This is a genomic window from Deferrisoma camini S3R1 (genome assembly GCF_000526155.1).
In the GTDB taxonomy this organism is placed as follows: domain Bacteria; phylum Desulfobacterota; class Deferrisomatia; order Deferrisomatales; family Deferrisomataceae; genus Deferrisoma; species Deferrisoma camini.
The window spans coordinates 2,053,634-2,079,298 of record NZ_JAFN01000001.1 but is presented as its reverse complement, the minus strand read 5'-3'; the positions used below and the strand labels follow the sequence as shown (position 1 = coordinate 2,079,298).

At 70.2% G+C, this 25,665-nt stretch carries 24 protein-coding genes and 1 tRNA gene; 18 read left to right on the top strand and 7 right to left on the bottom strand.

Annotated elements, in window-relative coordinates:
• Window positions 1–628: 628 nt before the first annotated feature.
• The 3 genes from DEFCA_RS0109140 to sbtM all read left to right on the top strand — a co-directional run bounded on the left by DEFCA_RS0109140 (window position 629) and on the right by sbtM (window position 5,195).
• On the top strand, window positions 629–3,094 hold the full coding sequence (locus DEFCA_RS0109140) for a plasma-membrane proton-efflux P-type ATPase (RefSeq protein WP_025322722.1): 2,466 nt from the start codon (window positions 629–631) through the stop codon (window positions 3,092–3,094).
• Window positions 3,095–3,345: 251 nt separating this feature from the next.
• On the top strand, window positions 3,346–3,558 hold the full coding sequence (gene sbtA, locus DEFCA_RS23210; protein WP_245693455.1) for an SbtA family thio(seleno)oxazole RiPP natural product precursor: 213 nt from the start codon (window positions 3,346–3,348) through the stop codon (window positions 3,556–3,558).
• 167 nt (window positions 3,559–3,725) lie between these two features.
• Window positions 3,726–5,195, top strand: a complete 1,470-nt coding sequence (sbtM, locus tag DEFCA_RS0109130; RefSeq protein ID WP_025322721.1) for a thio(seleno)oxazole modification radical SAM maturase SbtM — start codon at window positions 3,726–3,728, stop codon at window positions 5,193–5,195.
• A gap of 109 nt (window positions 5,196–5,304) precedes the next feature.
• Here sbtM and DEFCA_RS22245 read toward each other — a convergent pair whose 3' ends face one another.
• Entirely contained in the window at window positions 5,305–5,481 is a 177-nt protein-coding gene (locus DEFCA_RS22245) for a hypothetical protein (RefSeq protein WP_169709522.1), read from the bottom strand.
• 130 nt (window positions 5,482–5,611) lie between these two features.
• Window positions 5,612–5,788, bottom strand: a complete 177-nt coding sequence (locus DEFCA_RS22240; RefSeq protein ID WP_169709521.1) for a hypothetical protein — start codon at window positions 5,786–5,788, stop codon at window positions 5,612–5,614.
• A gap of 552 nt (window positions 5,789–6,340) precedes the next feature.
• Between DEFCA_RS22240 and DEFCA_RS0109115 the strand changes: the two genes are divergently transcribed.
• Genes DEFCA_RS0109115 through DEFCA_RS20605 form a run of 4 tightly spaced genes read left to right on the top strand, consistent with a single transcriptional unit; the run spans window position 6,341 to window position 10,192 of the window.
• A complete protein-coding gene (locus tag DEFCA_RS0109115; protein ID WP_025322720.1) occupies window positions 6,341–6,766 on the top strand; it encodes a MerR family transcriptional regulator in 426 nt (141 codons plus the stop codon).
• Entirely contained in the window at window positions 6,753–8,261 is a 1,509-nt protein-coding gene (locus DEFCA_RS0109110) for a class I adenylate-forming enzyme family protein (RefSeq protein WP_025322719.1), read from the top strand. The genes DEFCA_RS0109115 and DEFCA_RS0109110 overlap by 14 nt, the downstream gene beginning before the upstream one ends.
• Before the next feature lie 10 nt (window positions 8,262–8,271).
• On the top strand, window positions 8,272–9,516 hold the full coding sequence (locus tag DEFCA_RS0109105; protein ID WP_025322718.1) for an acyl-CoA dehydrogenase family protein: 1,245 nt from the start codon (window positions 8,272–8,274) through the stop codon (window positions 9,514–9,516).
• Between the two features lie 16 nt (window positions 9,517–9,532).
• Window positions 9,533–10,192, top strand: a complete 660-nt coding sequence (locus DEFCA_RS20605; protein ID WP_025322717.1) for a class I SAM-dependent methyltransferase — start codon at window positions 9,533–9,535, stop codon at window positions 10,190–10,192.
• Window positions 10,193–10,620: 428 nt separating this feature from the next.
• Here DEFCA_RS20605 and DEFCA_RS0109095 read toward each other — a convergent pair whose 3' ends face one another.
• Window positions 10,621–11,460, bottom strand: coding sequence for a PEP-CTERM sorting domain-containing protein (locus DEFCA_RS0109095; protein ID WP_025322716.1), 840 nt, complete (start codon window positions 11,458–11,460; stop codon window positions 10,621–10,623).
• A gap of 382 nt (window positions 11,461–11,842) precedes the next feature.
• Here DEFCA_RS0109095 and DEFCA_RS0109090 point away from each other — a divergent pair, with 382 nt between their 5' ends.
• The 5 genes from DEFCA_RS0109090 (at window position 11,843) to DEFCA_RS0109070 (ending at window position 16,889) form a co-directional block, all read left to right on the top strand.
• Window positions 11,843–13,081 carry an ABC transporter substrate-binding protein gene (locus tag DEFCA_RS0109090; RefSeq protein WP_025322715.1) on the top strand — a complete coding sequence of 413 codons (1,239 nt, stop codon included), beginning with the start codon at window positions 11,843–11,845 and terminating at the stop codon, window positions 13,079–13,081.
• A gap of 541 nt (window positions 13,082–13,622) precedes the next feature.
• Entirely contained in the window at window positions 13,623–14,483 is an 861-nt protein-coding gene (locus DEFCA_RS0109085) for a branched-chain amino acid ABC transporter permease (protein WP_025322714.1), read from the top strand.
• A 1-nt stretch (window position 14,484) separates the two neighbouring features.
• A complete protein-coding gene (locus DEFCA_RS0109080; RefSeq protein WP_025322713.1) occupies window positions 14,485–15,441 on the top strand; it encodes a branched-chain amino acid ABC transporter permease in 957 nt (318 codons plus the stop codon).
• Window positions 15,434–16,198 carry an ABC transporter ATP-binding protein gene (locus DEFCA_RS0109075; protein WP_025322712.1) on the top strand — a complete coding sequence of 255 codons (765 nt, stop codon included), beginning with the start codon at window positions 15,434–15,436 and terminating at the stop codon, window positions 16,196–16,198. Before DEFCA_RS0109080 ends, DEFCA_RS0109075 begins: the two co-directional genes overlap by 8 nt.
• Window positions 16,188–16,889, top strand: a complete 702-nt coding sequence (locus DEFCA_RS0109070; RefSeq protein WP_025322711.1) for an ABC transporter ATP-binding protein — start codon at window positions 16,188–16,190, stop codon at window positions 16,887–16,889. The genes DEFCA_RS0109075 and DEFCA_RS0109070 overlap by 11 nt, the downstream gene beginning before the upstream one ends.
• A gap of 305 nt (window positions 16,890–17,194) precedes the next feature.
• Here the strand turns inward: DEFCA_RS0109070 and DEFCA_RS0109065 are convergent, their stop codons facing one another.
• Both DEFCA_RS0109065 and DEFCA_RS0109060 read right to left on the bottom strand, forming a co-directional pair.
• Window positions 17,195–17,788: an adenylyltransferase/cytidyltransferase family protein gene (locus DEFCA_RS0109065; protein WP_025322710.1), complete on the bottom strand. Its 594-nt coding sequence runs from the start codon at window positions 17,786–17,788 to the stop codon at window positions 17,195–17,197.
• The gene (locus tag DEFCA_RS0109060) at window positions 17,785–19,089 is read right to left on the bottom strand and encodes an alkaline phosphatase family protein (RefSeq protein ID WP_025322709.1); all 1,305 of its coding nucleotides are present in this window, start codon (window positions 19,087–19,089) and stop codon (window positions 17,785–17,787) included. Before DEFCA_RS0109060 ends, DEFCA_RS0109065 begins: the two co-directional genes overlap by 4 nt.
• A 106-nt stretch (window positions 19,090–19,195) precedes the next feature.
• On the opposite strand from DEFCA_RS0109060, the gene DEFCA_RS0109055 reads away from it, so the two are divergent.
• Window positions 19,196–19,843 carry a PHP-associated domain-containing protein gene (locus tag DEFCA_RS0109055; protein WP_025322708.1) on the top strand — a complete coding sequence of 216 codons (648 nt, stop codon included), beginning with the start codon at window positions 19,196–19,198 and terminating at the stop codon, window positions 19,841–19,843.
• Here the strand turns inward: DEFCA_RS0109055 and DEFCA_RS0109050 are convergent.
• Entirely contained in the window at window positions 19,788–20,903 is a 1,116-nt protein-coding gene (locus DEFCA_RS0109050) for an MFS transporter (protein WP_035802889.1), read from the bottom strand. The two genes, DEFCA_RS0109055 and DEFCA_RS0109050, sit on opposite strands and share 56 nt — an antisense overlap.
• Before the next feature lie 92 nt (window positions 20,904–20,995).
• Window positions 20,996–21,083 (bottom strand) — tRNA-Leu (locus DEFCA_RS0109045).
• Window positions 21,084–21,206: 123 nt separating this feature from the next.
• On the opposite strand from DEFCA_RS0109045, the gene rpmE reads away from it, so the two are divergent.
• The 5 genes from rpmE to murA all read left to right on the top strand — a co-directional run bounded on the left by rpmE (window position 21,207) and on the right by murA (window position 25,523).
• A complete protein-coding gene (gene rpmE / locus DEFCA_RS0109040; RefSeq protein ID WP_025322706.1) occupies window positions 21,207–21,425 on the top strand; it encodes a 50S ribosomal protein L31 in 219 nt (72 codons plus the stop codon).
• A gap of 6 nt (window positions 21,426–21,431) precedes the next feature.
• The gene (thyX, locus tag DEFCA_RS0109035) at window positions 21,432–22,145 is read left to right on the top strand and encodes an FAD-dependent thymidylate synthase (protein ID WP_025322705.1); all 714 of its coding nucleotides are present in this window, start codon (window positions 21,432–21,434) and stop codon (window positions 22,143–22,145) included.
• Complete coding sequence (prfA, locus tag DEFCA_RS0109030; RefSeq protein WP_029733834.1) at window positions 22,135–23,211, top strand: peptide chain release factor 1; 1,077 nt, start codon at window positions 22,135–22,137, stop codon at window positions 23,209–23,211. The genes thyX and prfA overlap by 11 nt, the downstream gene beginning before the upstream one ends.
• A complete protein-coding gene (gene prmC / locus DEFCA_RS0109025) occupies window positions 23,208–24,050 on the top strand; it encodes a peptide chain release factor N(5)-glutamine methyltransferase (protein WP_025322703.1) in 843 nt (280 codons plus the stop codon). Before prfA ends, prmC begins: the two co-directional genes overlap by 4 nt.
• Before the next feature lie 216 nt (window positions 24,051–24,266).
• Window positions 24,267–25,523, top strand: a complete 1,257-nt coding sequence (murA, locus tag DEFCA_RS0109020) for a UDP-N-acetylglucosamine 1-carboxyvinyltransferase (RefSeq protein WP_025322702.1) — start codon at window positions 24,267–24,269, stop codon at window positions 25,521–25,523.
• The last annotated feature ends 142 nt before the right edge of the window (window positions 25,524–25,665 follow it).

Sequence of the window (25,665 nt, the reverse complement as noted above, 5' to 3'; positions counted from 1 at the left end):
GAACCAAGAGAAAGCGCCTTGCCGGGCGGATACGGAGACCGGCCCGCCCGGCACCGGAACCATGCCGGAGGGGCCCGTATGCGAAGACACGCCGGGGGGGCCGGGGGCCCGTTCCGGGACCCACGGGGGAGGCGGGACACCATTGGGGTTTCTCTCGCCGTTCGCGCCCCAAGGGCCGAACGCGCTTAGACCGGTGGCCAGATCCGGGGCCTCGTGAGGGACGGATGGACTTGAGTTCCCCGTGCGCGGGGAGGAAGGGGGGAGGCGGCCTCCTCCCGAGTCGTGATGGCTTGGAAAAAATGTTCAGGAACTGCTATGCCAAAGCTGCCTTCGTATCCTAGTGGGGCGGGGTTCGAATACTAGATGGCCGGGTGGGTATTTTTGTTACCCGTTAGGGGTGGTCCCCATCCCCGGGGGCGCGTTGCGGGAGGGGCGCGGCCGCAGTAGGTTGGGGGCGTCCCCGGGGCGAGCAGGCCCGCGTGCCCGGGTTCGCGGCTCCCCTGCCGGAGGTCCCAGCTGCCGGAGGTCCCAGCTCGCTCCCAGGGGGTGTCTTGGCGAAGATCGTGGCGGGCCGGTCTTGGGGAGTCGGGGGGGAGACAGGGGCCTGCGGGCCCAGGAGGGCATTGCCATGGGAGAGGGTAGCGAGGCACGGAAGGGCTCCGCCGAGCTCCGGGGGCTCACGTCCCGCGAGGCGGCCCTGCGGCTCCGAAAGTACGGTTCGAACGCCTTGGAGGAGGAGCGCGTCTCCACCTTGCTTCGGCTGCTCGGGTACTTCTGGGGCCCGATCCCGTGGATGATCGAGGTGGCGGCGGTGCTTTCGGCCGTCGTTCAACATTGGGCGGACTTCTGGATCATCGTGGGCCTCCTGATCTTCAACGCGGCGGTGGGGTTCTGGCAGGAGTACACCGCCGGCAACGCCGTGGAGGCCCTCAAGAAGCAGCTGGCCCACAGGGCGAAGGTACTGCGTGATGGAAAGTGGCAGGAGATCGACGCGTCCGCCCTGGTGCCGGGCGACGTCATCCGGGTGCGGCTGGGGGACGTGATCCCGGCCGATGTGAAGATCCTCCAGGGGGACTACCTCAGCGTGGACCAGTCGGCCCTCACCGGCGAGTCCCTGCCGGTGACCGTCCGGGAGGGGGACACGGCGTACTCGGGCACGGTGGCCAAGCAGGGCGAGGTGGTGGCCGAGGTGGTGGCCACGGGCAAGGACACCCGGTTCGGGAAGACCGCCCGGCTGGTGGAGCAGGCTCGGACCGTCTCCCACTTCCAGAAGGCGGTTCTGACCATCGGCGACTATCTAATCTACGTGAGCCTCGCCCTGGTGGCCGTGCTCCTCCTCCAGCAGCTCCACCGGGGCTCCCCCTGGCTGGACCTGATCCAGTTCGCCTTGATTTTGACCGTGGCGTCCATCCCGGTCGCCATGCCCGCGGTGCTCTCCATGACCATGGCCGTGGGCGCGGCCGCGCTGTCCCGGAAGAAGGCCATCGTGACCCGGCTGGAATCCATCGAAGAGATGGCGAGCATGGACGTGCTGTGCTCGGACAAGACGGGCACCCTCACCCAGAACCGCCTGACGCTGGGTGAGATCAAGGTCTTGCGCGCAGCGAGCCCCCAGGAGGTCCTGGTGGCCGCGGCCCTGGCGTCGCGGGCCGAGGACCGGGACGCCATCGACCAGGCGGTGCTGGACGGACTGGAGGATCAGGGGGCGCTTCGGAGGTACCGGGTGTCGGCTTTTGTGCCGTTCGACCCGGTGCGCAAACGCACCGAGGCCACGGTGGAGGACGAGGCCGGCAGGGCGTTTCAGGTCGCCAAGGGGGCCCCCCAGGTGATCATGGGGATGTCGGCCCTCACGGCGGAGGAGCGCCGACAGGTCCAGGAGGCGGTGGACGCCTTTGCCGCGGAAGGGTACCGGGCCTTGGGGGTGGCTCGGCGGGAGGTGGGCGAGGGGAAGTGGACCTTTCTCGGTGTTCTCTCCCTGTTCGACCCCCCCCAGGAGGATTCGGCCGAGACCATCGCCCGGGCCGAGGCCTACGGCGTACACGTGAAGATGGTCACGGGGGACAACCTGGCTATTGCGGCGCAGATCGCGCGGAAGCTGGGGTTGGGGGACAACCTCCTGCCGGCCAGCCGACTTCCCCTCGACCCGAAGGGGGGGCTCGGCGCGGGAGACGGCGAAGCGGTCGAGCGGGCCGATGGCTTTGCCGAGGTCTTTCCCGAGCACAAGTTTGCCATCGTCAAGCTGCTCCAAGCCCGGGGCCACATCACGGGCATGACCGGGGACGGGGTGAACGACGCCCCCGCGCTGAAGCAGGCGGACGTGGGGGTGGCCGTGAGCGGAGCCACGGACGCGGCCCGCGCCGCCGCCGACCTGGTGCTCACGGAGCCGGGTCTGTCGGTGATCATCAGCGCCATCGAGGAGGCGAGGCGGATCTTCGGGCGGATGCACGCGTACGCGGTGTACCGGATCAGCGAGACCATCCGGATCATGTTCTTCGTGGTGGGGGCGATGATGGCGTTCGACTTCTACCCGATCACCGCGATCATGATCATCCTCCTCGCCTTCCTCAACGACGTGCCGATCATGACCATCGCCTACGACCGCACCCGCGCGGAGCAGCGGCCGGTGAGCTGGCAGATGCACCAGGTGATCACCGTGGCCACGGCCATGGGCGTCGTCGGCGTGGTGGGCAGCTTCGGCATGCTTCTGATCGCCATGGACTGGCTCAAGCTGGACGTGGCCCAGATCCAGACCTACGTGTTCCTGAAGATGGCCGTGGCCGGCCACCTCGTGTTGTTCGTGGGTCGCACGAAAGGGCACTTCTGGGAACGCCCGTGGCCGGCCCCGGTCGTGGTCTGGTCGGCGGTGGTCACCAAGCTGGCGGCGACCCTGCTGGCCGCGTACGGCTTCGGCCTGATCACCCCCATCACCTGGCCGGAGATCGCCCTGGTGTGGGGCTACTCGGTCGTCTCGGCGGTGGTCACCGACTTCGTCAAGGTGGAGGTCTACCGCCACATGGGACACGAGGTGCGCCGCCATCGCCACTTCCTCGCCCGCCTCGCCCGACCGCTGCACGCCTTCGGGGGGCGGCGGTAGAGCGCCGAATTCCTGCTCCCGAAGTCGCAGGGGCTGGATCGCCCCTCCGGGCCTGTGCGCGGTGATCGCTTGACGAGCCGACGGGCCCGGGTACCTTGATCGGCATCCCCCATGGGAATGTCGGTGTGCATCGGGAACGTCGATGGTTCGGGACGCTCCCGAACGGCGCCCGCGGTCCATGGGGAATCCCGATCCGGTCGGCCCGGTGGGGCGGTCCGGGCGTCGGCCGGGCACGCAAAGGAGGTGAGGACATGGACCGCACCCTGTTGAAGAAGGTGCTCGCCGGGTTCAGCGTGGCGGGGCTGCTGGCGGGGACGACCCTCGGCCTGACGGGCTGCGCGGGGCGGGCCCACGGGAGCTGAGCCGGCCAGAAGACCGGTGCAGGTAGCACCGGCTGAACGGGCGCCAAAGATGGTGCCGGCGGCACCAAAGACATGCAGAAGACGGGAGGCCAGGGGTCCTGAACGGGCTCCAAGAACCAGTAGCGCGGTCCGCGCTGCCCGTCCGGATGTGGTGAGATCACGGTAGATAGCTGTCCGAAAGGTCGCGAGGCCGTTTCCCCCGTTCCGCCCGACGGGGAAACGGCCTCGGGTTCCTCGGGCGGGGTGAGCCACAAGAAGGATAGGGACGGATGCCGAAACCCACGGATGCCAAAGCGCCCCCTTTCGCCGCGGACCTGGCCCGCCTGGAGCGGGCCCTTTCCGAGGCGGCGTCCGCCCCCGACCCCGAGCTTCCTGCCGAAGCGGCCGCGGTCAACCCCACTCTCTCGGTCGTGCGGGTGGGGTGGCGGGGCCTCCCGGAGTTGGTGGCCTCGGACGCGCCGCCGGCTACGCCACCGGGCCCTGGAGAACGGCTCGTGCTGGTGTGGAAACCCCCAGGGGGGGAGGCCCGGGCCAAGGCCGCAGCCCCGGAGGACCTTCTGGCCCTCAAGATCGTGGTGGAGGGGATTCCCCCGGAGGACGCGGCCCGGGAGGGGGGCGTGCCGGTGGGCCGGATCGAAACGATCCTGGGCCGGGCCCAGGACGAGGGGCTGGTGCTGGCCCCACCCCCGCTCCTCCGCCGCGACCCCCGTCAGCTCGGCGTGGACCTGCGCGGGTGGGAGGAGTTCCTGGTCGCCCCGGTGTTCACCTTGCAGTGGCACCTCACCCAGGCCTGCGACCTGCGGTGCCGGCACTGCTACGACCGCAGCGCCAGGGATCTGCTGCCCTATGCCGAGGCCGTCCGGGTGCTCGACGACCTCCACCGATTCTGCCGGCAGCGGCGGGTGCGGGGCCACGTGACCTTCACGGGCGGGAACCCCCTGCTTCACCCGCGCTTCCTCGACCTCTACCGCGAGGCGGCGGACCGGGGCTTCGGGCTCACGGTGCTGGGCAACCCCTCGCCCCGTGAACCGATCGAGGCCCTGTGTGCGATCCACCCTCCCGAGGTCTTCCAGGTGAGCCTGGAGGGTCTCGAGGAGCACAACGACGCGATCCGAGGCCCCGGGCACTTCGAGCGCACCCTGGAGTTCCTCGACCTCCTGCGGGAGCTCGGGGTGTTCTCGATGGTCATGCTCACCCTGACCCAGGACAACGTGGACCAGGTGTTGCCGTTGGCCGAGCTGCTTCGGGGCCGGGTGGACCGGTTCCACTTCAACCGGCTCTCGCCCGTGGGGGAGGGAGCCGGCCTGCCGGTCGTGCCGAGGGAGCGGTACCGGGCGTTCCTTGAGGAGTACCTGGCCGCCACGCAAACCAACCCCATGCTGGGCCTCAAGGACAACCTGTTCAACCCGCTGCGGTACCAGAGGGGCGAGCCGGTGTTCGGCGGTTGCACGGGGTTCGGGTGCGGCGCGGCGTTCAACTTTCTGAGCCTGCTCCCGGACGGAGAGGTCCACGCCTGCCGGAAGTTCCCCTCTCCCATCGGGAACCTGCGGGTCCAGAGCCTGGCCGAGATCTACGACTCCCCCCGGGCCGCCGGGTACCGGGCGGGCCCGAGCGCCTGCCGCGGCTGCGCCGTGCGGCCGGTGTGCGGGGGGTGCCTGGCGAGCGCGAGCGGGTTCGGGCTCGACGCCTTCGAGACCCGCGACCCGTACTGCGCCGGTCGGCCGCAGATCCGATCCTGATTCCGGGCGCTCGGCCGCGGAGAGCTTCCGGTTCAAAACCGAAGCGGCGGCCGGAATCCGCGTTCCGGCCGCCGCTTCCCTCGTTGGCGGTTTCGCCGTTACGCAGAGCCTACCGCGTCTTCTCGATCGCCTTCAGCCCCTCGCCCACGGTGAAGGTCATGCCGCACTTGGGGCACTTGATCTTGGTCTGCTTGGTGACCGGGGTCTCCTGGCGGGTCTGGGTGCCGGCGCACCCGAAGGCCACGAGGGCGAAGCCGAGAACAGTGAGTGCGAGGATCTTTTTCATGCCGTTCCTCCTATAGATCGATTGGGTTGAGGAGCGAGGAAACGCTCCGGGGTGAAAACGCTCTGCCTCCTGGGGAAATGCCGTGGTGTTGCGCTCGGGCCGGTCGTCGCCCCGAAAGGCGCCGTGGTCCTCACTTGGTCTGTTCGTACGCCTTCAGCCCCTCGCCCACGGTGAAGGTCACGCCGCACTTGGGACATTTGACCTGGGTCTGCTTGGTGATCGGAGCCTGCTGGCGGGTCTGGGTGCCCGCGCACCCGAAGGCGACGAAGGCGAAACCGAGGGTCGCGAGCGCGAGAATCTTTTTCATGACATTCCTCCTGTTCGGGTTGGGGGCTCCAGCGGACCAACGAGGATGCCCCGTGTGGGGCCGATACCACCGCCGAAAGGAATCCGAGCACCACGCCGGGAGCAGGCCCGATTCCGGCCCTTGGAGCCGACGGGCCACGCCGGTCTTGTCCCCTTGTGGTGGTCGACTGTTTGGGACGAGGCTCGCTTATAAACCCTGTGAGCTACTTGTCAAGGCGGCGATTCCGGAGCCGTTTCCCGCCCGGTATCCTACCGGCAGAGAGGAGTTGTGCAAGGGAGCCTGGTAGCACGGACGGAGCTTGGCCTCGGGTCCCATGCAAGTCGTTCCGGCATTCTCTATCGTCCGGTGCGCCATGCGACTAAAGCCCTCCCCATGAGCAGACTCAAGATTTTTGGGTTTGGGGGTGCCCGTTCCCCTCTCTCCCTCCGGTCTTCCGCTCGAACCGTTCCCGTCGGCGGTTCTCGTGCTGGCGGGGATGTTTTCCGCTTGACAGGCTGCCAGCCATCCTTTACGTTGACGTAAACGTTAATTCTGGGGGCGAGGAGGCGAGCCGTGTCCGGAGGACGATCTGGGGAGCGGACCTATTCCATCTCCGAGCTGGCCGCGGAGTTCGACATCAGCCCCCGAGCCATCCGCTACTACGAGGAGAGGGGCCTGCTGACGCCCCGCCGCAGCGCGGGTAACCAGAGGGTGTACACCCGCGGGGACCGGCGCCGCCTCAAGCTGATCCTTCGGGGCAAACGGCTGGGGTTCTCCCTGGACGAGATCGCCGAGATGATCGGAATGCCCGAGACGGACCTGACCGAGGTCGAGCAGATCCGCCGAAGCCTGGCGTACGGAAGGTCGAAACTGGAGGAGATCGCACGCCGGAAGAAGGAGCTGGCAGAGCTCGAGCAGGACATCCGGGCCACGATGGAGACGTTGGAGCAGACCCTCGATCGCCTCTCGGAGGAAGGAGCGTCCCATGACCCTCGCTGAGCTCGTAGACCGGAACAGCCGGCAATCGGCCCGCAAAGAGGCGCTCCGCGCCCGCGGGGAGAGCCACACGTACCAGGAGCTGAGGCGCAGGGCCGAGGCCGTGGCCGCACGGTTCCAGGCATGGGGGATCTCCCCCGGAGACCGCGTGGCCATCATGAGCCAGAACACCCCGGACTTCGTGTTCGCCCTGCTCGGGGCCCTCAAGGCCGGGGCCGTGGTCGTGCCGGTGAACCACAAACTCATGGCGGGGGAGGTGGCTTACATTCTGGAGCACAGCGAGGCCAAGGTGTTTCTGTTCGACGGGACCCTCGCGCCGGTGGCCCGGCAGGTCCCCGCCACGGTGGGAAAGGCGGCCCTGGACTCGGCGGCCGAGGGGTTCGACCGGTTCGACACCGGGGCCGACGGAGCCGAGGCGTACCACCCGGTCCGGGTCTCGGACGAGGACCTCGCCGAGATCCTGTACACCAGCGGCACCACGGGCCGGCCCAAAGGATGCATGCTGACCCACCGAAGCGTGGTCATGGCCGCCGTCACCGGGGCACTGGCCGTCCACCTGGACGAGGACGACCGGATGCTCATGGCCATGCCGATCTGGCACTCCTCGCCCCTGAACAACTGGTTCTTCGGCACGGCCTACGTGGGCGGCACGACCGTGCTTCTGCGGGAGTACCACCCCCTTCACTTCCTCGAGACCATCCAGCAGGAGCGGTGCACCGTGTACTTCGGGGCGCCGATCTCCTATCTGATGCCCCTCCAGACGGTCCCGGACTTCGACCGCTACGACCTCTCGTCCATGCGGGCCTGGATCTACGGCGGCGGCCCCATCGCACCGGAGACCGTGCGGGAGCTCACGACCCGGTACCGGAGCGACCGGTTCTACCAGGTCTACGGCATGACCGAGACCGGTCCCACCGGCACCGTGCTCCGGCCCAAGGACCACCGGGACAAGGCCGGGTCCATCGGGTGCCGGGGGCTTCCGGGAGCGGACCTGCGGCTCATGAAGACCGAGACCGAGGAGGCCGGCCCAGGGGAGACGGGCGAGATCTGGCTCAAGGCGGACAGCGTCATGGCCGGATACCTCAAGGACCCGGAGGCCACCCGAGCCGCGTTCCGGGACGGGTGGTACCGCACGGGCGACGTGGCCCGGATGGATGCCGACGGGTACCTGTATGTCGTGGACCGCCTCAAGGACATGATCGTCACCGGCGGCGAGAACGTGTACTCCAAGGAGGTGGAGGACGCCATCGCCGAGCACGACAAAGTACGCGAGGCGGCCGTGATCGGGGTGCCCCATCCGGCCTGGGGGGAGACGGTGGTGGCCTACGTGGTGCCCGTGGCCGGGGAGACCTTGGAGGCGGAGGATCTGGCCGCGTTCCTCGCCCCCAGGCTGGCCCGGTACAAGATCCCCAGGGTGTTCCGGTTCGTGGAGGAGCTTCCCCACACCCCGAGCGGCAAGGTCATGAAGTACAAGCTCCGGCAGGAGCACAGCGCGTAAGGAGAGGGCCGTGTTCGACTACCTGCTGAACGAGGAGCAGCTCAAGCTCCGGGACGAGGTCCGCGAGTTCGTCAAGAGCGTGCCCCGCCAGATGATCCTGGACATGGACCGGGACGTGATCCGGTTCCCCGAGGAGTTCCTCCGGGAGGCGGGTCGGCGGAACCTGATGGGATGCCGCTACCCCAAACGGTGGGGGGGGCGCGGCATGGACTGGGTGACCACCTGCATGGTGATGGAGGAGATCGGCACCCTGGGCTACATCTTCGCCTGCACCTTCGGGGTGGGGGCCGAGCTGGTGTGCGACGCCATCGTCCAGCACGGCACCGACGAGCAAAAGGAGAGGTACGTGGTGCCGCTGCTCAAGGGCGATCTGTTCGCGGCCGAGTGCCTCACCGAGCCCCGGGGCGGGTCGGACTTCTTCGGCACCACCACCGTGGCCGAGGACAAGGGGGATCACTTCGTGCTGAACGGCGCGAAGCGGTTCATCGTGGGGGGCGAGCGGGCCGACTTCTTCCTGGTGTACGCCCGCACCGACCCCGACGCAGACCCCCACCGGGGGATCTCGTGCTTCATCGTGGACCGGGGCCCGGGGGTGGAGACCCCCTACCTCTACGGCCTCATGGGCTGCCGGGGCGGGGGGGCGAGCCGGGTGGTGTTCAAGGACGTGAAGGTGCCCAAAGAGAACCTGTTGGGCGAGCTGAACCGGGGGGTGGCGGTCTTCAACACCATGATGATCCCCGAGCGCCTCGGCACGGCGGCCATGACCATCGGGGCGGCCCGGCCGGCCGTGGAGGTGGCCACCGGCTACACCTCCCGCCGGAAGGCCTTCGGCCGGCGGATCTGCGAGTTCCAGGGCGTCAGCTTCCAGGTGGCCGAGGCCGTGACCCTGCTCGACGCCTCCCGGGCCATGATCCAGGTGACGGCCCAGGCGGTGGACGCCGGGGTGGAGGCGAAGCGGGTCCGTCGCATGGTCTCCGAGGCCAAGAAGTTCGTGACCGAGTCGTGCCAGAAGGCGGTGCACCACGCCATGCAGGTGATGGGCGGCATCGGCTACACCAACATCTTCCCGGTGGAGCGGATCTCCCGGGACATCCGGCTGGCCTCGATCTGGACCGGGACCAACGAGGTCATGGCCATGATCATCGCCAACGAGTGGTACAAGGAGTACCAGCGGTACCGGGCCGCGGGCCAGACCCGGGATCCCGAGGCGGACGCGGCCGAGGCGGACGCGGCCGAGGAGAAGGTGTACGAGTAGACCGAAGGGGGTTCCCTTGGGGCTCTCCCAGGAAGACGTGCAGCAGATCTACCGGCGCCGGGCCGCGCTCTACGACCTGACCTCCAACCTGTACGTGTTGGCCGGGTTCCGGCTCCCCACGTACCGGCGCCGGGCCGTCGAGGCGCTGGGCCTGCGCCGGGGGGACACCGTGGTGGACATCGGGTGCGGAACGGGCCTGAACCTTCCCCTACTCCGGCGGGCCGTGGGGCCGGCGGGCAGGGTCGTGGGGGTGGACCTGACGGACCGGATGCTGGGGCGGGCTCGGCATCGGGTGCGCCGGCACGGGTGGCGGAACGTGGATCTGGTTCGGTGCGACGCCGAAAGGTACCGGTTCCCGTCCCCCCTCCAGGGGGTGCTCTCCACCCTGGCGATCACCTTGATCCCGGGGTACGAGCGGGTGATCCGCAACGCGGCCCGAGCCTTGGAGCCGGGCCGGCGGCTCGTGGTGTTGGACCTCAAGCGCGCCGCCGGCTGGCCGGAATGGACGTTTCGCCTCGGGGTGTGGCTGACCCGCGGGTTCGGGGTCACGGTAGAGGCGGCCGAGCGTCGGCCCTGGGAGGCCATGGCAGCATGCCTCGAAAACGTCCGTATGGAGGAGCTCTACGGAGGATGGGCCTACCTGTGCTGGGGCGAGGCGCCTCGATCACGCCCCTAGCCCCCATTCTTAACCCGGCGGCAAAATAGGCGCGTCACCTCGGAGGGCGGGGCAAGGAACCTGCCTCCGGCCGGGCGCGAAGCCGGGCATGAGATTCGCCGCGCAGGCACGGGACAGAAGAGCTGGTTTCATGACAACTCGGTGGAATCCGACCCTTTCGCGGTCCGAGCGTCAGAGGCGCTGCGCGGCGAGCTAAGGGGCCGCGCCCGGCTCTCCGACAGGTCCCTTGCCCCTCCGAGCGGGGAGCGATAGCTCCTGTTCATCCGCCGGGTTAATCATGAGAAGCCTTCTGCTGCAACCGCCGATTGCACGCCATCTCGGGGCGTTCTCGCGCCTCAGGCTCGACGTACCGTCCGGTACGCCTGCGCCCCTCGTGCGCTCGTGCTTGCCCCTATCTGACGCACACTCGGCGGTTTCGCGACGAACGCTCATGAACGATCCTGGCCGTCCCGCCTCCTTCCCGAGCGGCGGGCCGCCCCGGCCAAGCCGAGGAGCCCGGTGCCCAACAGGATCAGGCTGGCCGGTTCCGGGGTCACCAGGATGTCGGCCACGTCGTTCCCGCAGGTTTCGGTGAGGTGCACCCGCATGCCCTCCAGCGACGCTCCGTCCAGGCCCAACGCGCTCCGAGACACCGCAGCCTCCAGGGCGTACAGGGTGCCGTACCCCTCGTAGGAGTCACCTAACGCCAGATACGCGAACCCCTGCCCGGCGCCCTGGGCCAGGGTCCCCCCGGCCACGCCCACGGGGCCGCTTTGCGGGAACGCGGAAGGCGCCTCCCAGTCCGAGACCTCGAACACCTCCCCTTTGTCGCCGCCTCGCGTCTCGACCGCCCACCTCAGGCCACCCAAGCCGAAGGCGATGTCCCCGAGGTAGTAGCGGTGGTCCGTATCCCACGAGGTGCCGTCCCAGTTCCCGCCGTCGGTCCCTCCCGGCGGCATCCCCGTGACCGCAGCGAAGTACAGGTTGTCCGCGTCGAAGGTGAAGTACAGGCCCAGGATGTCGTAGTCGTAGCCCCCGTAGCCGGGCCCCACGTACCCCCAGTCGTCCACGGCACCCCGCTCCTCCCAGTACCACACCCCGTCCCGGTGGCCGGTGACGGGATGCCCCACCGCGTCGGCGGTTGAGAACCCTTCCTCCGGGTTACTCAGCCCCCAGTCGGACAGGTCCCCGTCCACGGTCATCAGGCCCCAGGCGCTTTCGATCGGGGCCGTGGCGGAGGCGATGCAGAGGAGAACGGACAGGGCGAAGAGGGGCGAGGGGCGTCTCATGGCGGCTCCTTCCGCGGACCTCGGGTCGTCGTGACCCGGCCGGGCCGAGAGGGGAAGATTTGGTCTGGAGAAATGCATGAGCCGTGCCGACGGAGGTTTGTGATGTATCTTTGCGATTTTATAGCTGTTTTTTTGTGGAGATGCGGGTGCCTGCACGAGAGGGGGTGGGTAATGTTTTTCCACTATTTCCGGTGAAAAGACACCGGCGCCCGGCGGGGAGGGGGTGTGGGAAAATGTTTTCTCTCGGCCGGGGTGGGGCCGAAGAGTCGGAAGAATCAAGGGGCGCCCTTGGCAACCGGCGTTTGGAAGCTATACTCCATCGGTCGGCTGGTTCCGGGGCCGGGTGGCCCGGCCCCATCGCCCCTTGGGAAAGGAGGTGGCCATGAGCACGCACCGATCGTTGCGCCGTGTCGTCGTCTGGATCGCCGTGGGACTGGCCCTGCCGTGGCTCGCGCCCGCGGCCCGGGCCGAGAAGCCGGTCAAGCTGGGGTTCGTCTACATCATGTCGGGGCCGTTCGCCACCTACGGCGAGTTCGCCAAACAGGGAGCCCAGCTGGCGATCGACGAGATCAACGGGGCCGGTGGCATCCTCGGCCGCAAGGTCGAGGGGTACTTCGAGGACTCCACCGGTAAGCCCGACGTGGCGATCCGGGCGATCCGCAAGCTGGTGTACCAGAAGGGGGTGGACTGCGTGATCGGGCTCGACTCGAGCGGGGTGGCCAAGTCGGTGGTGCCCGCCATGAAGGAGCTGCGCACCCCACTGATCATCACCCACGCCGCCACACCCGACGTCACCGGGAGCGTGTGCAACCGGTACACGTTCCGGGTGTCGGTGAACATCAACCAGAACTGCAAGGCAGGGGCCCTGGTGGCGGCGAAGAGCAAGGCCAAGGTGTGGGCCACCGTGGGACCGGACTACGCCTTCGGGTATCAGTCCTGGGAGTACTTCCGGAAATACCTCAAGGAGCTGCGGCCCGACGTGACCTTCCTGCCCGACGACCAGGTGGCGTTCGCCCCCATCAAGACCACGGACTTCAGCTCGTACATCACCAAGATCATGAAGGCCAAGCCCGAGGGGGTGTTCATCTCCCTGTGGGGCGGGAACCTGATCGACTTCGTCCGACAGGCCCGGGACCTGGGGTTCTTCGACGGCCGGTTCGACGTCCTCATGTCCCTGGGGGGCGCCACCGAGGTGCTCTATGCCCTGAAGGACCGGATGCCCGAGGGGGTGTGGGTGGGCACCCGGTACTGGTTCCTGGCCAACGACTCGGCGCGGAACCGGGCCTTCGTCGAGGCCTACCGCAAGCGGTACGGCCAGTACCCGTCGTACAACGCCCACGGCGCTTACGGCGCGGTGTACGCTTACAAGGCCGCGGCCGAGAAGGCCGGGTCCATCGACAAGGAGGCCGTGGTGGGCGCTTTGGAGGGGCTGAGCGTGGAGCTGCCGGTGGGCCGGATCACCCTGCGGCCGGAGGACCACCAGGCCCTGACTCCGGCCACGTGGGGCCGCACCGCCCGGGATCCGGCCTACCCCATCCCCATCCTGAACCCGGTGCGGGTGTTCCCGGCCGACCAGGTGACCCCCTCGGTGGCCGAGACCGGATGCAACCTGGCACGCTGACTGTTGTGCTGCGTAAGTTCTTGTTGACCCGGCGACTCTAGGGGCGCGCAGGTGGCCGCAGGGGCCTGGGGCCTGCTTCCGGCCGTGCGTGAGTGCGGCATCCGGCTTACGCTGCACCCGGCACTCAGCCCCATAGGCTGAAACGCGGTTGAAGTGCGGGCATTTTCGGAGTCCCCGAGGCCGGAAGAGCACCAAGCGTAGGCTGAGTGCCGGGTGCAGCGACTGTAGGAGCCACGCCCGGCGCTCCAGCAGGCCCCACGCCCCTGCGAGCAGGGAGCGATAGCGCCTGTTTATCCGCCGGGTTGATGACGACGAACGACCAACGACGAACGGCCCCCTAGCCCGCATTATTCATGAGCGTTCGTCGCGAAACCGTCGAGTGTGCGTCAGATCGGGGCAAGCACGAGCGCCGAGGGGCGCAGGCGTACTGGACGGTACGTCGAGCCCCGAGGCGCGAGCACGCCCCGAGATGGCGTGCAATCGGCGGTTGCAGCAGAAGGCTTCATGAATAATGCGGGCTAGCTTCCGAGCGACTCAAACCATGGACGCGATCTGGGTCAACCTCCTGAACGGCCTGAGCTGGGGCATGCTGCTGTTCCTGATCTCCGTGGGGCTCACCACGGTGTTCGGGGTTCTGGGTGTGCTCAACTTTGCCCACGGATCGTTCTTCATGCTCGGGGCCTACCTGTGCATGCAGGCCATGGCCTGGTTCCCGTCGTTCTGGCTGGGCCTGCTGGTGGGGCCGGTGGTCGCCGCCGGGGTGGGGGCGGTGGTGGAGCGGTGCCTGCTCCGGCGGGTGTACGCGCGGGACCTGAGCTTCCAGCTGCTGCTCACCTTCGCCATCCTGCTGGTCCTGGACGATGGGGTCCGCCTGATCTGGGGCTCCCGCTACCACGTGGTGGATCCCCCGGCCGTGTTGGCGGGGGTGGTGCCGATGTTCGGTGGCTCGTACCCGGTGTACCGGCTGTTCCTCGTGGCCGTGGGCCCGGCCGTGGGGCTCGGGCTTTGGGCGTTCTTTCGTCTCACCCGGTGGGGCAAGGTGATCCGGGCCGCGGCCATGGACCGAGAGATGGCCGAGGGCGTGGGCATCCGGGTGCCGGCCCTGTTCACGGCCGTGTTCACCTTCGGCACCTGGCTCGCCGCCCTGGGCGGGGCACTGGCCGCCCCCCACCAGAGCGTGGGGCCCGCCATGGGGGAGAGGATCATCATCGAGAGCTTCATCGTGGTGGTGGTGGGTGGGCTCGGGAGCTTCCCCGGGGCGTTCGTGGGCGCCCTGGTCCTGGGCCTGTTCGAGTCGTTCGGAACCCTGTTCGCCGGCCGGGCCCAGATGGCCCTGCCGTACCTGGTACTGGCCGCCGTGCTCCTGGTGCGGCCCCGGGGCCTGTTCGGGCAGGAGGCCTGACATGGGCGGTGGCTCGAGAGCCTGGCTGGGGATCGGGCTGTTGGTCGGCCTGGCCCTGTGTCCGCTGGTGGTGCCCATGTACTGGGTGTTCATCCTGACCGAGGTTCTGATCATGGGGCTGCTGGCCATGAGCTTCAACCTCCTGTTCGGGGGGGCGGGGCTCCTGTCGTTCGGTCAGGCCTCCCTGTTCGGGGTGGGGGCCTACGGCGCGGCCTTGGTGCTCCTGCACGGCCCCCCCTCCCTGGGGCTCGCGTTCGCGGCGGGCGTGGGCGGCGCGGCCCTGGTGTCCCTGGTCATCGGGTACCTGTGCGTGCGGCGGGACGAGATCTTCTTCGCCATGCTCACCCTGGGGTTCGGGATGATGCTGTTCACGGTGGCCCACAACTGGCGGGAGGTCACGGGCGGGAGCGACGGGCTCTCCGGGTTCGCCCTGCCGACCCTGCCGGTGCTGGGGCTCAGCCTGTTCGATCCCCGGGTCATGTACTGGTTCACGTTGGCGGTGGTGGCGGGCGGGGTGGGCGTGCTGTGGAGGGTGCACCGCTCGTCGTTCGGCCTCGTCCTGCGGGCCAGCCGGGAGAACCGGGAGCGGCTCGCCTTCGTGGGAGCGTCGGTGGCCCGGTACCGCTTGGCCGCGTTCGTGGTGTCCGGGACCCTGTCGGGGGCGGCAGGGGTGTTGTTCTGCCTGTTCAACCAGATGGCCACTCCCGACGTGATGCACTGGGCCTACTCGGCCCGGCCGGTGCTGATGGCGGTGCTCGGCGGCAGCACGGTGTTCCTGGGGCCCGCGTTCGGAGCGGCCGCGTTCTTCGCGCTGGAGCAGGCCGTGACCAGCGTGACCGACAGCTGGATGATCGTGCTGGGCGCGGTGCTGATCCCGGTGGTCCTGTACTTTCCCGAGGGCATCCTGGGCACCCTGGTGCGGTGGGTGAGCAGGCCGGGAAGGGGGGACCGTGAATAGCCGGCCCCTCCTGGACGTGCGCGGGCTGTCCCACCGGTTCGGGCGGTTCCGGGTGCTCACGGACGTGTCCGTTCGGGTGATGCCGGGCCGGCTCACCGCCCTCATCGGGCCCAACGGCGCGGGCAAGACCACCTTCTACAACTGCGTGTCGGGACGGTACGTGCCCACGGGCGGCAAGGTGGTGTTCGACGGCCGCGACATCACCGGGCTGCCGGCCCATCGGGTGGCGCGGTTGGGGCTGCTGCGCTCGTTCCAGATCACCAACATCTTTCCGGGGCTCACCGTGCTGGAGAACGTGCTGGTCCCCCTGACCCTGCGGGCCGGGAGGGGCATGCGGTTCTGGCGTGCCCACCACCGGGACCCGGCCCTGGTGGAGCGGGCCGAGGAGATCCTGGAGCGCCTGGGGCTGGCCGACCAGGTGGGCCGGCGGGCCTCGGAGCTCCCCTACGGGGACAAGCGTCGGATCGAGATCGCCCTGGTGATGGCCCTGGACCCCAAGCTGGTGCTCCTCGACGAGCCCACGGCCGGCATGACCCCGGAGGAGACCGACCGGATGATCGGGTTGATCCGGGAGCTCGCGGCCCGGTCGGGGATCACGTTCTTCCTGACGGAGCACGACATGAAGGTGGTGTTCTCGGTGGCCGACCACATCTATGTGCTCCACCAGGGCCGCGTTCTGGCCCAGGGCTCCCCCGACGAGATCCGGGGCGATCCCCGGGTGCGCGAGGCCTACCTGGGAGGGTCCCTTGATCCTTGAGGTGAGCGGCGTCCACGCCTACTACGGCGACAGCCACGTGCTCCAGGGGGTGGACCTGGGGTTGGCCCCGGGCGAGATCGTGTGCCTGCTGGGCCGGAACGGGGCCGGCAAGACCACCACCATGAAGAGCATCGTGGGGTACGTGCCCCCCGCCCGAGGCCGGGTGGTGTTCGACGGCGAGGACATCGCGGGCCGGCCGGTGCACGAGAACGTGCGCAGGGGACTCGGGTACGTGCCGGAGGACCGCCGGATCTTCGCCGATCTGACCGTGGAGGAGAACCTGGAGGTGGCCGTGCTGCCCCCCCGGCAGGGCCAGGAGCCGTGGACCTTCGGCCGGGTGTTCGACACGTTCCCCCTGCTGCGCAGGCTTCGCAGGCGTCGGGGCGGCGACCTGAGCGGAGGCGAGCAGCAGATCCTGGCCATCGCCCGGGCCCTGGTGGGGAACCCCCGGGTCCTGCTGCTCGACGAGCCCTGCGAGGGGCTGGCTCCGGTGATCGTGGAGGAGCTGGGTGGGGTGATCGCGGCGCTCAAGGGGGAGGTGCCGATCCTCCTGGCCGAGCAGAACGCCCGGTTCGCCCTGGGGGTGTCGGACCGGGGCTACGTGATCGAGAAGGGCCGGGTGGTGTTCTCCGGCACGCGGGCCGAGCTGCTGGCCAACCGCGACATCCAGGAGCGCTACCTGGCCGTGTGATACCAATATTGCGTTCAAGGTGATCGGACCCCTGATCCGGCGGGGCAAGGGGCCTGGTTCCGGCCGTGCGTGAGTGCAGCATCCGACGTACGCTGCATCCGGCACTCAGCCCTGGTGCTCCTTGGACGTTGGAAAAGCTAACGTTGACAAGGCATTTTGGGGCTCGTCGCGAGGCAAGCGTCGGCTGAGTCCCGGATGCAGCGACTGTAGGAGCCACGCCCGGCGCTCCACCAGGCCCCTTGCCCCGACCCCCGGAGGGACCTCTGTTTGAGCGCAACTTGGAATGAGCGCCCCGCCCCTCGTCCTCAAGCGGCAGGTCCGCCCGTTCCGGGGCCCCCTTGCCCGGAGCCTGCCGCGCCCCGCCGCAGCCGCTCGGGGATGCCCAGCTCCCTCATCGTTCGGGCCGCGGCAGGGGGCACCCAGTGCTCCCAAGGGAGCCCCCGGCGCAGGGCCTCGCGCACCTGGGTGGCCGACACCGTCTTCTGGTCGGGGCTTCGGCGCCAGAGCACCTCGGTGCGGAGCCCCCGCTCCCGGAACATCCTCAGCTTCCGTTCGCCCCACTCGTCGTAGATGGTCAGGAAGAACACCGCGTCCAGGGGTGCGTACCAGGCCCACCGCTCCGGAAAGTTCACGGGAAACGGCACGACCGAGAACGACCCCGGCGGTGCGCCCTCGTCCAGGAGCACGGCCTGCACCACCCGGTACCGCTCGAAGTAGGTGAGCGGGTTCGCCTCGGGGCGGCTCCGGGCGGGGTCGGCCGGGTCGTGCCGGGTGGACCAGGGGTCGGGGTTCGTGATGCCCACGACCAGGTGGTCGCACCGGGCCCGGGCCGCCCGCAGGTACGCCAGGTGGTCGTTGTGGAATCCCTGGAACCGTCCGTGCACCACGCCGACCGTCATCGCTCCGGCCTCCAGGGCTCCCGCTCCCCCGGCCAGTAGGGCTGGTCCTCGGGGGCGTCCATCAGCCCCCGGAGCTTCGCCCGGTCCAGGAGGTCCAGGACCATGGGCAGCAGGTCCCGGGCCGCCACCGCGCCGAGCACCCCGGCCGCGCAGGAGACCTCGTCGAACCGGGTCACCGCGTCGCGCCGCACTCCCTCGCCGTGCATCACGATCGGCACGGGCTCGCCCGAGTGGATCAGCGGCCCGGTGCTGGGCGTGGAGTGGTCCGAGGTGACCACCAGGAGAGTCTCCGAGGACGTGAGCTCCCCGAGCAGGGGGCCCAGGGCCCGGTCCAGGGCCTCGATCACCCGGACCTTGGCCCCGGGGTCCTTCGTGTGGGCGGCCTGGTCCGGGGCCTTGGTGTGCACGTGCACGAACTCGTGGCCGGCCCGGAGGGCCAGGCGGAGCCGGCGGGCCAGGTCCTCGCCGGGGTCGTGGGTGTCGGGATCCTCCAGGAAGTCGAGCCCCAGGTACGACGCCAAGCCCCGGTACACGAGCCCCGAGCCCACCGACAGGCCCCGCAGCCCCCAGCGCCACCGGAACGGCTCCGCCCGGCCCAGTCGGCCGGGCCGGTGGGTCACCAGGGCGTTTAGGGGCGGGGCGCCGCGCCCGGCCCGTTCGCGGTTCACGGGATGGCCCCGCAGGGCCTCGCGGGCCGCCTCGAGAAAGGCCTGGAGCGCCCCGGCGGCCCGCCGTGCCGGCTCCGGCTCGGGCGGCCGCGCCCAGGGTCGGACCCGGAGGATCGGCTCCCCCCGGGCCAGGGGGTCCGAGTCGGTGAAGAACGGTGCCCCGCCCCCCTGGATCCGCACGATCCCATGCACCCCGCCGGTGGGGTGGAACGACACCCGCAGCCCTTCGGCCTCCACGGGACCGAGGGCCTCCGCCAGGGCCCGCGCCTCCTCCTGGTCGGCCCGGGGCCGGACCGGGCCCAGCCGCAGGAGCCCATCCTGCTCGACCACGTGGTCCAGACGCCCCAGGACCGCCACCTCGCCGGGGGCGAGGCGAAGACCGGCCCCCAGCGCCTCCAGTGCGCCCCGGCCCGGGAACTCCTCCCGCCGGTATCCGAACAGGGCGAAGTGGGCCTCCTCGCTGGGCAGGGCGATTCCGGGCCGGGCCGCGTGGAGGAGCCCTGCGGCGCCCTCGGCGGCCAGGTGGTCCAGGTGGGGGGTTCGGGCGGCCTGGAGGGGGGTGCGGTGGCCCAGGCCGGCCACGGACCGATCCCCCAGGCCGTCCAGGATCACCAGGATGCAGCGGCGGGGCACGGCGTCACCCCTCCGGCCGGATCCCATCGGGGCGGCCGATGCCCGGGGGGAATCCCATCGGTAGAACCGCTTTGTGGGCGGCTCGGCGGGCGTGCATCATGGGGCCATGCTCCGGTTCGATCTCCACGTGCATACGGACCTCTCGCCCTGCAGCCGGCTCACCGTGGCCGAGCTCCTGGCCCACGCCCGCGGCCTGGGCCTCGACGGGGTGTGCATCACCGATCACCATACCATGGCCGCGGCCCGGTCGGTAACGGAGGGGGTGCAGCCCGACGGCCTGTGCGTGGTGGTGGGAATGGAGTACTCCACGGACCAGGGGGACTTCCTGATCTTCGGGCCGTTCGAGGAGCTCCGACCCGGCCTGACGGCCGAGGCCTTGCTGCGGCTCGTGGATCGGGCCGGGGGCGTGGCGGTGGCGGCCCACCCGTTCCGGCCGGGCCGCGAGGTGCCCGAAGCCCTGGTGCGCCGGGGCCTGTGCCGGGTGGTGGAAGGGAGGAACGGCCGGAACCGGCCGGGGGACGACGCCCGGGTCCGCGCCTGGGAGCGCGCCCACGGTGTGGGCGTGACCGCCGGGAGCGACGCCCACCGTCTCGCCGAGCTGGGGCGGGTGGCCACCCGGTTCGACGCCCCCGTCCGGTCCCGGGCCGACCTGATCGCGGCGCTCCGCAGGGGAGGGTTCCGCCCCGATCTGCGCCCGGTCACGCCCTCGCGGGCACCCGGATCCGCTGCACCGCGGCCACGGACACCAGGCTGAGCGCCGCCCCCGCCAGGAACGGCACCCGGTAGTCGATCATCCACAGGGCGCCCCCCACGGCCGGGAGCACCACGGCCGCCACGTGGTTGATGGCGAACCCCACGGCCATGGTGGGGGCCGCGTCCTCCGGGTCCCCGATCTTCTGGAAGTACGTGCGGATGGCGATGGAGAAGTTGAACAGGATGTGGTCGATCACGTACAGCCCGGCAGCCACCCACCGGGAGCCGGTGAACGCGTACCCCAGGAAGATGAAGACCAGCAGGCCGTACTCCACGGACAGCACCCGCCGCTCCCCGAACCGCACGATGGCCCGCCCGATCCAGGGGCTCACGAAGTAGTTGACCGCGTTGTTCAGCAGGAACAGCACGGTGATCTCGCGCACCGTGTACCGGAACACCTTCACGAGCAGGAACACCGAGAAGGCCACGAAGATCTGGCGACGGGCCCCCGCCAGGAACGTGAGCACGTAGTACAGCAGGTACCGCCGTCGCAGGACCATGCCCTTGCGCTGGAGGGGCAGGTCCCTCCGGGAGGGATCCCGGGTCAGGGCCCACGCCCCCGCCAGGAGCACCAGCCCGCCCACCGCCAGGTAGAGCTCCCGGTATCCCAGGAACGGGGCCAGCACGAAGATGGCTGCGCCCACCGCGATGTTCGAGGCCGCGGCCACGGCCCGGAGCCGGCCGAACACCAGGGGCGAGGTCTCCCGGTCGAAGTACTGGAGGGTCAGGGACTGGTTCGCGGTCTCGTAGTAGTGGAACCCCAGGCTCATCAGCAGGGTGGTGGCCACCAGCCCGCCGTAGGACGGCAGGAACCCGGTGATTCCCACCCCCAGACCCAGAAGTACGATGGACAGGGCCGCCAGCCGGTGCTCGCGGACCACCAGGAGAGCGTACACCACCAGGAACGTGAGGAAGCCGGGGATCTCCCGGACGGACTGGATCACCCCCACGTGCCCGCCGTCGAGCCCGGCCACCTCCACGGCGAAGTTGTTGAACAGGGTGCGCCAGCCCTGGAGGCCCACCATGGACGCCACGGTGAGCACCGCCAGGTACCGGAACATGGGGGAGCGCGATGGGGTCAAGGCAGGCCTTTCGGCGGGAGCCCGAACGGCAAAGCGGGTTGCTTTCGGCGCAACCCGCTTCCGCTTCCGTTTGGTGCCGGAGGGGGGACTCGAACCCCCACGGGCGCGAAGCCCACCGGATTTTGAGTCCGGCGCGTCTACCAGTTTCACCACTCCGGCCGGTGTGGGCCCGGAGTATAGGGGGCGGTCCTCCAAAGTGTCAAGCGGGGTTGCCCTTTGCCACGCGCGGGTGGTATCGTCGCGGGTTTCCGAGGTCAATCCCAACCCAGCGAGGTGCGCGTCATGAAGGAAGGCATCCATCCCAACTACGACAAGGCCGTGGTCACCTGCTCGTGCGGGGCCACCTTCGAGACCCGGTCCACCAAGCCCGAGATCCACACCGAGATCTGCTCCCAGTGCCACCCGTTCTTCACGGGCAAGGAGAAGGTGGTGGACACGGCGGGTCGGGTGGAGCGGTTCCTGCGAAAGTACGGGCTCGACAAGAAGAAGGAAGAAGAGTAGGCGATCGTGGCCGCTGCGGTCCGGCTTCTGAGCCACACCCCCGACCCGGAGCGGACGGTGGCCCTGGCCGCCCGGCTGTGCTACTCGGCCCGAGGGGTCGAGGGGCTGGCTCGCGACCTGGGCCCCGACGAGGTGGGGAGCCTGCTCGACAAGCTGGTGTCCATGGGCCACTTCTCGGCCCTGGAGCACGCCTCGTTCACCTTCGGGGTCGAGGGCGTCAGCCGGGCCTGCTCCCACCAGCTGGTGCGGCACCGGCTGGCCAGCTACTCCCAGCAGAGCCAGAGGTACGTGCGGCTGGACGAGCCCCGGGTGGTGGTGCCACCCACGGTGGCGGACGACCCGGAGCGCGAGGCCCGGTTCCGCCAGGCGGTGGAAGGGGTGTGGGCGCTGTACCGGGAGCTGGTGGAGGCCGGGGTGCCGGCCGAGGACGCGCGGTACCTGCTGCCCAACGCCTGCGAGACCAAGCTGGTGGTCACCATGAACGCCCGGGAACTCCGGCACGTGTTCGCCCTGCGGCTGTGCCGCCGGGCACAGTGGGAGATCCGGGACCTGGTCCGGGAGATGCTGCGGGCCGTGGTGCCGGTGGCGCCCCGGCTGTTCCGGGGTGCGGGGCCGGGGTGCCTGCGGGGTCCGTGCCCCGAGGGGGAGTACTCCTGCGGCCAGGCGGCCGAGGTGCGCGCCGAGCTGGCGCCGTTGCTGGAGGGGGCGCATGGGGGCTGAGGCCTGGCTGGAGCGGCTCCAGGGGGTGGAGGCCCGGTACGAGGGGCTCAACCGGGAGCTCTCAGACCCTGCGGTGCTGTCGGACCCGGACCGGTACCGGAAGCTGGCCCAGGAGCACGCCGAGCTCCGGGAGGTGGTGGAGACCTACCGGGAGTACCGGGATCTGAAGGCCCGCGAGGAGGAGGCCCGCTCGCTCCTGGACGACCCGGAGCTGGGCGACCTGGCCGCCGAGGACCTGGAGGAGGCCCGGGCCGGGTTGTCCCGGGTGGAGGCTCGGCTCCGGGAGCTCCTGACGCCCAAGGATCCCCTGGACCGCAAGAACGTGATTCTGGAGATCCGGGCCGGCACGGGCGGGGAGGAGGCGGCCCTGTTCGCGGCCGAGCTGTTCCGGATGTACGCCCGGTACGCCGAGGAGCGGGGCTGGAAGGTGGAGGTGCTGAGCTCCAACCCCACCGGGATCGGCGGGTTCAAGGAGGTGATCGCCCTGATCGAGGGCCGCAACGCCTACAGCCGGCTCAAGTTCGAGAGCGGGGTGCACCGGGTGCAGCGGGTGCCGGTGACCGAGTCGGGGGGGCGCATCCACACCTCGGCCGTGACCGTGGCGGTGCTGCCCGAAGCCGACGACGTGGACGTGGACGTGCTGCCCGAGGACCTCAGGATCGAGGTGTTCCGCGCGAGCGGGGCCGGCGGGCAGCACGTGAACCGCACCGAGTCGGCCGTGAGGATCACCCACCTGCCCACGGGCATCACCGTGGCCTGCCAGGACGAGAAGTCCCAGCACAAGAACCGGGCCCGGGCCATGAAGATCCTGCAGGCCCGGCTGTTCGAGCGGGCCAAGCAGGAGGCCGACCAGGCCCGGAGCCAGGCCCGGAAGGCCCAGGTGGGAAGCGGAGACCGGAGCGAGCGGATCCGCACCTACAACTTTCCCCAGGGCCGGGTGACCGACCACCGGATCAACCTGACCCTGTACCGGCTCCAGGAGGTGCTGGAGGGCGGCCTGGACCCGGTGATCGACGCCCTCCAGGCCCACGCCCAGGCCAAGAGCCTCGCCCACGAGACCCAGTGACCCGAACCCCCCTCGAGCTGGTGCGGCTGACCGCCGAGTACCTGGCCGGCCGGGGAGTGGCCAACCCCCGACTGGACGCCGAGGTGCTGCTGGCCCACGTGCTGGGGGTGCCCCGGATCCGTCTGTACACCGAGTTCGACAAGCCCCTGGAGGAGGCCGAGGTGGCCGCGTACCGGGAGGCGGTGCGCCGCCGGGCCCGGCGGGAGCCGGTGGCCTACATCACCGGGGAGAGGGAGTTCTGGTCCCTGCGGTTCCGGGTGGCGCCCGGCGTGCTGGTGCCCCGGCCCGAGACCGAGCTCCTGGTGGAGGCGGCCCTGGAGGGGACGGCCGACACCGGCCGGGTCCTGGACCTCGGCACCGGGTCGGGGTGCGTGGTGGTCGCGTTTCTGCGGGAGCGGCCGGGGTGGACCGGGGTCGGGGTGGACGCCTCGGCCGAGGCCCTCGAGGTGGCCCGGGAGAACGCCGGATCCCTGGGGGTAGCCGACCGGCTGGAGCTCCGGCAGGGGGACCTGTTCGGGCCGGTGGGCGGCGAGCGGTTCGACCGGATCGTGTCGAACCCGCCGTACGTGCCCACGGCAGAGCTGGAGACCCTGGAGCCCGAGGTGAACCGGTTCGAGCCCCGCGGCGCCCTGGACGGCGGCCCCGACGGCCTCGCCGTGATCCGGCGCATCGCGGCCGCGGCGGCCGGGTTCCTCGCGCCCGGCGGCCGGTTGGTCCTGGAGTTCGGCAGGGGGCAGGAACGCGCTGTCGCCGCGATCCTGGAGGAGGCGGGGTTCTCCCAGGTGGAGATCCGAGACGACCTGGCCGGCATCCCCCGGGTGGCCGTGGCTCTGCTGTAAAGGCGACAAGATAGGCTCGTTCCTTTGGGGTTGTGCATGGGGCCTGGTTCCGGCGGGCCCTAGTGTCGTGTTTCGGAAATTTCGTGGTTTTCCCGGGCTGCTCGGCCGTCGCGCTTCGTCGGAGCCCCCAGCCCCACCGTCGCCATATGCTTTCTAGCCTTCTAGCTTTCAAGCTTTCAAGCTTTCGAGCTTCCGAGCTTCCGAGCGACTCAACCCATGGACGCGATCGAGATCGAGGGCGGGGCCAGGCTGACGGGCACGGTGGAGGTGAGCCCGGCCAAGAACGCGGTGCTGCCGCTCATGGCCGCGGCGCTCCTGGCCCCGGGCCGGAGCCGGCTCCGGCGGGTGCCCCGCCTGAGCGATGTGCGCACCCTGGCCCGGCTCCTGGAGCACCTGGGGGCGGGGGTGGAGTTCGGCGACGGGGGGCTGTGGGTCGACGCCGCCCGGGTGCCCGGCCGGGAGGCCCCCTACGAGCTGGTGAAGACCATGCGGGCCTCGGTGCTGGTGCTCGGACCCCTGGTGGCCCGGTTCGGCCGGGCCCGGGTGAGCCTGCCCGGCGGCTGCGCCATCGGCGCTAGGCCGATCGACATGCACCTGAAGGGGCTGGAGGCCATGGGGGCCCGGGTCGTGCTCGAGCACGGATACGTGGAGGTCACGGCCCGGCGGCTTCGGGGGGCCCGGATCGTGCTGGACCTGCCCACCGTGACCGGCACCGAGAACCTGATGATGGCCGCCGCCCTGGCCGAGGGCCGCACCGTGATCGAGAACGCGGCCCGGGAGCCCGAGGTGGAGGACCTGGCCCGTTGCCTCAACGCCATGGGCGGTCGGGTGCGGGGCGCCGGCTCCTCGGTGATCGAGATCGACGGGGTGGGCGAGTTGGGCCCCATGGATCACCTGCCGGTCCCCGACCGGATCGAGGCCGGCACGTTCCTGGTGGCGGGCGCCCTGTGCGGGGGCGAGGTCACGGTGCGGGGGGCCCGGGCCGACCACCTGGACGCGCTGGTGGCGAAGCTCAAGCAGGCCGGAGCCCGGGTGGATCCCGTGAAGGACGGCCTGCGGGTCCGCGGTGACGGCCGGGCCCGCAGCGTGGACGTGCGCACCGGGCCCTACCCCGGGTTCCCCACCGACATGCAGGCCCAGTTCATGGCCCTGATGGCGGTGGGCCGGGGCCTGAGCGTGATCACCGAGACCGTGTTCGAGAACCGGTTCATGCACGTGCCCGAGCTCAACCGCATGGGCGCGGACATCCGGGTGGAGGGGGGCAGCGCCGTGGTCCGGGGGGTGCGGCGGCTGTCGGGCGCCCGGGTCATGGCCACCGACCTGCGGGCCAGCGCGGCCCTGGTCCTGGCGGGCCTGGTGGCCGACGGCACCACGGTGGTCTCGCGGGTGTACCACCTGGACCGCGGATACGAGCGGCTGGAGGAGAAGCTGGCCGGCCTGGGCGCCCGGATCCGGCGGATACGGGAGCGTTAACCCGGCGACAAAGCAGCCTCGCTTCTTCCGGAGGGCGGGGCAAGGGACCTGCCTCCGGCCGGGCGCGAAGCCGGGCGTTGAGATTCGCCGTGCCGGCACGGGACAGGGGAGTTGGTTTCTTTCCAACTCGGTGGAGTGCGCA

Bases quoted from the DNA above. Each gene is read 5' to 3' on its own strand.
- DEFCA_RS0109140 (WP_025322722.1), top strand. From the start codon at position 629: ATGGGAGAGGGTAGCGAGGCACGGAAGGGCTCCGCCGAGCTCCGGGGG.
- sbtM (WP_025322721.1), top strand. From the start codon at position 3,726: ATGCCGAAACCCACGGATGCCAAAGCGCCCCCTTTCGCCGCGGACCTG.
- DEFCA_RS22245 (WP_169709522.1), bottom strand. From the start codon at position 5,481: ATGAAAAAGATCCTCGCACTCACTGTTCTCGGCTTCGCCCTCGTGGCC.
- DEFCA_RS22240 (WP_169709521.1), bottom strand. From the start codon at position 5,788: ATGAAAAAGATTCTCGCGCTCGCGACCCTCGGTTTCGCCTTCGTCGCC.
- DEFCA_RS0109110 (WP_025322719.1), top strand. From the start codon at position 6,753: ATGACCCTCGCTGAGCTCGTAGACCGGAACAGCCGGCAATCGGCCCGC.
- DEFCA_RS0109095 (WP_025322716.1), bottom strand. From the start codon at position 11,460: ATGAGACGCCCCTCGCCCCTCTTCGCCCTGTCCGTTCTCCTCTGCATC.
- DEFCA_RS0109090 (WP_025322715.1), top strand. From the start codon at position 11,843: ATGAGCACGCACCGATCGTTGCGCCGTGTCGTCGTCTGGATCGCCGTG.
- DEFCA_RS0109085 (WP_025322714.1), top strand. From the start codon at position 13,623: ATGGACGCGATCTGGGTCAACCTCCTGAACGGCCTGAGCTGGGGCATG.
- DEFCA_RS0109080 (WP_025322713.1), top strand. From the start codon at position 14,485: ATGGGCGGTGGCTCGAGAGCCTGGCTGGGGATCGGGCTGTTGGTCGGC.
- DEFCA_RS0109065 (WP_025322710.1), bottom strand. From the start codon at position 17,788: ATGACGGTCGGCGTGGTGCACGGACGGTTCCAGGGATTCCACAACGAC.
- DEFCA_RS0109055 (WP_025322708.1), top strand. From the start codon at position 19,196: ATGCTCCGGTTCGATCTCCACGTGCATACGGACCTCTCGCCCTGCAGC.
- DEFCA_RS0109050 (WP_035802889.1), bottom strand. From the start codon at position 20,903: ATGTTCCGGTACCTGGCGGTGCTCACCGTGGCGTCCATGGTGGGCCTC.
- rpmE (WP_025322706.1), top strand. From the start codon at position 21,207: ATGAAGGAAGGCATCCATCCCAACTACGACAAGGCCGTGGTCACCTGC.
- prfA (WP_029733834.1), top strand. From the start codon at position 22,135: ATGGGGGCTGAGGCCTGGCTGGAGCGGCTCCAGGGGGTGGAGGCCCGG.
- murA (WP_025322702.1), top strand. From the start codon at position 24,267: ATGGACGCGATCGAGATCGAGGGCGGGGCCAGGCTGACGGGCACGGTG.